At 37.7% G+C, this 3,562-nt stretch carries 3 protein-coding genes; 1 reads left to right on the plus strand and 2 read right to left on the minus strand.

Annotated elements, in window-relative coordinates:
• Positions 1-189: 189 nt before the first annotated feature.
• Entirely contained in the window at positions 190-816 is a 627-nt protein-coding gene (locus AB4Z17_RS32785) for a GIY-YIG nuclease family protein (RefSeq protein WP_441964558.1), read from the minus strand.
• Positions 817-1,055: 239 nt separating this feature from the next.
• On the minus strand, positions 1,056-1,466 hold the full coding sequence (locus tag AB4Z17_RS32790; protein WP_441964560.1) for a hypothetical protein: 411 nt from the start codon (positions 1,464-1,466) through the stop codon (positions 1,056-1,058).
• 601 nt (positions 1,467-2,067) lie between these two features.
• On the opposite strand from AB4Z17_RS32790, the gene AB4Z17_RS32795 reads away from it, so the two are divergent.
• Entirely contained in the window at positions 2,068-3,306 is a 1,239-nt protein-coding gene (locus AB4Z17_RS32795) for an RNA polymerase sigma factor (protein WP_441964562.1), read from the plus strand.
• The last annotated feature ends 256 nt before the right edge of the window (positions 3,307-3,562 follow it).

Here is a 3,562-nt window from a genome sequence, read left to right on the forward strand (position 1 = left end):
ATAGACCAAGACCAACACCTTCTATTCCCGCATGCCCTCAAACGGAACTTCCTAGCCCATGTTTTGTAATCATTTAAACTCCTATTTCAATCTGTATGTGAAATCCTGAGAATTCGCGAGTATTCGTGAGAAAAACCTTATTCTCTGAGGGAGCTCAATATCGAATTAATAAATCGCACTGTTTGATCGCTATTCTTCCATTTCCAAAAATATGGCTTTTTGCTCAATTGATGTTGTTCCGATGACTTCATTATAAATTTCATCTATTGTATACCACTGTAATGCATTTACCACCACGCCTGCATAATCAAATTGATTATCGTATAAGATACCATTGCTACGTATTACTTCTTTAAATATATCTTCAACTTCTTTGATTGTTTTTAATAATGTTGCATTAAATTCTGGTTGTTTAGTGATTTGCACGAGATTATTTGTACCTTCTTTGTTAAACATAGGTTCGTAGTACTTAATTAGCATCCGCTCTACGGCTTTTCGATCAATCTGATCATCAATTTCATAGTAAATTACAATAAAGTTGATTTCCTGATCCCCAAATCTTTTTTTCCTTCTATGATCACTTAGTCTGTTTTTAATGTTCCCTTCTCCGACGTAAATACATCTAGTACCAGTTTTATCAAAAGTTCTTCTGTCAGGCGAAAAAATTACATATACGCCATTACGCGAAGGATGATTCGGTTTGTCTAAGAAGTCACACTTATGGGGTCCACCGAGTGTATGAATAGTGAAACTAACAGGGGCACTATTCCCATAAATAAAATTAGTTAAGGTAATATCAACTTTTGGATTGGACATAGGATCTTTCCTTTCAACTTTTCTCTTATTTGGGTTATTACCGATACAATAATACTACAAATCATTTCACTATACTGCCCGTTAGCTCAACGAGGCTCCCGTTCATTTCCAGCAGCATCGTCTTGGTGATTGTTACACTATAGTTTCCCGTTAGYTCAGCGAATTGATTTTTAAACTTTATCTAAGTGATCTAGATGCAGGTGTTAGCCTAATGGTTCAAATGTTTTATGCATTCAGCTTCAGTTCTGCTTGCTATTAAAATACTCTGCTGTTTCATGAATTTCATCATTTTTTGAGCATAATCCTCGATCAATAAATACTTTTAATAATTCTGGGGCTACCTCTTGTGTCACTTCTAGTAATCTAATGTATTGCCATTCGTCCGCCCAATCAATACTTCTATTAACAACTTCAGGGTAGTATTGTGTCAACCACTTGAGTGGTATTTTCTTCATACTATCTCTTGCTAAAGTAATTACAGTTATGTTCTGACTCTCGCAAGCATAATTAACAAGAACCCCCAGCAAGTTCATTCCAATTTCACTTGGCATTTGGTCGAGGGTTTTTAGACTTTCATAGGCATCGGGTAGTACTTTGTTAAGCGCTTTGCGTAACTGTAACTCGTAGGGATCAACTAATTGGCTGTCCATTATTATTCACCTCCGTAATCCACTGGTAAGGCCTTGAACTGACAATTGGCGGTTTCACTGTCGTACTTGTGTTTAACTACATCAAAGCAGCTACCTTTTCCACACTCCCTTTAGGAGTAAACTTACAATAATTCTTTAATGTATGTACTTCATTGCCATTGTGTAATCCATTGCCCAATTGTTTTGACTAGTTATTGTATCACAAAGCAATACACCTATAGAGATAAGTACTTAGGTCTTCAACTATCCTGCCCGTTAGTTCAATTGGTTAGGGGGTTATAAATTGAAAGATTCCAATGTAGATGAGCAAAGTCACGAGTACTATTATAAAAGTTAAGCTCAAACTCAATATATTAGATGACTGAAGTTGTTTGTTCTGAACTTGCTTTTCCAGAAAGCCAATACGTTTTTTAAGCTCCTGAATCTCTTTCTCCATTGGTAATCCTCACTTAATACCACATAGCTGAATTGCCTTTACGCTTTGCTTTTTCGGGGTTTAAAAAAAGTGGAATGGCGTCGTGTAAAATTATTTTAAAATGATGTGGCTTTTTACCTCCCTTCGGTGTCTAATGAATTGTAAGTTCAGGAGGAGGTACTACTGGTGTCACGAGCTCAAGACAAAAAGAAAATCCCTGTTCTTCCGGAGGAGCAGGAGCACATCCAGCATTTCGAAGCCATTTATAATCAATATCGAGATAGAATTCGAAATTATATTGCAGTAAAGACAAATTCGGCAACTGCCGATGACTTAACGCAACAAGCTTTTTTAAAAGCAATGGAAAACTTTCACTTGTTTAAGTGTAACTCCAGTATATTTACTTGGCTATTCAAAATCGCGCAAAATATTGTGAAAAACGAGTATCGTACGAGATCACGAAATAAAGAAATGTTGCACGAAGTAATCGATTTTCAGTCCCAATCGATATCCCTCGATATTGCTAGAGATGTCGATATCCGTCTTGATATTAGTGCTGCATTAGCCCGATTGAATGAATTAGATCAGCAAATCATATCATTGCGTTTTTTCGTCGATTGCACTTTATTGGAAATATCTAAAATCATCGGGATGCCTGAAAGCGCAGTCAAGAACAGACTCTATCGTGCCTTAAACAAACTAAAAAAAGAATTAAAAGAATGGGGTGACATTACAATCATGTCTATTAAAGAATTGGTATCAATTGTGGATAAAAGCAAGGCTCCCTCCAAGAATGATGGTATGAACAAGGTATACCATGACTTATTTGAAGAGTTGAAAAGCAATGTAGATCGAATTATTACAACCTATCGTCATCGACCTTCTCAGAAAATCGCTATTGAGATCTATCCGGCTCTGCCCACTTTTCATCAAGCAATAAACGAGCCGGCTGCGCCCAATTGGTTTATGGGAACCTATGAAGACAATAAAATTAAAATCGTATCCCCACTCAACCCAGGCCCTGAACATACGTATCAATCGGTACTACGGCACACTATAAGCTTGTTTACGATGTGGTTAGTGAAAGATATCAATCCGTTGGCACCGAAATGGCTTACACACGGGCTCGGCGGGCATGAAGCCAAACAAATGTCACAAGAATATATTCAGTATAGCACCTCCGAAGCGATTCAAAATAACGCTGTCCCTAGCTTTCAAGCATTAACTAATGATACCTGGGATTTCGAGAAGATAGGGGGATATGGATTCTCGCACTTGCTCGTAGAATATCTCATCCATTCATACAGTTTAGATGCGCTCAACAAATTCATACGCGATGCCACTGATTTTCAAGGCGCATTTCAAGTATCGGAAGCTGAGCTGCACGGGATGTGGGTGCAATATTTAAAATCTAGGCTATGTTAAATTTTGATACTAGTATTTGACCATAACAAAACCACCTTCGAAAAGGTGGTTTTGTTATGGTCTCCCATAGCTTAACAGTACACTATACATTGTTCTATCTAGTACAGCCTTATAGCCCCAATCATTAAACTATCCTCCCCGTTAGCGTAACGACGAAGGGCTGCCAAGTGGCCAATGTCATTAAGTTAATCTCCGAGACAAGATCGTAAATAGAAAGTGAATCTGAAACGGCATGGGAAAAGCCCTGTGCCGTTTA

The sequence above is a fragment of the Paenibacillus sp. TAF43_2 genome, from assembly GCF_052113545.1.
GTDB lineage: Bacteria > Bacillota > Bacilli > Paenibacillales > Paenibacillaceae > Pristimantibacillus.

Excerpts from the sequence above, each read along its gene's own strand:
- AB4Z17_RS32785 (WP_441964558.1), bottom strand. The coding sequence starts at position 816 with ATGTCCAATCCAAAAGTTGATATTACCTTAACTAATTTTATTTATGGG.
- AB4Z17_RS32790 (WP_441964560.1), bottom strand. The coding sequence starts at position 1,466 with ATGGACAGCCAATTAGTTGATCCCTACGAGTTACAGTTACGCAAAGCG.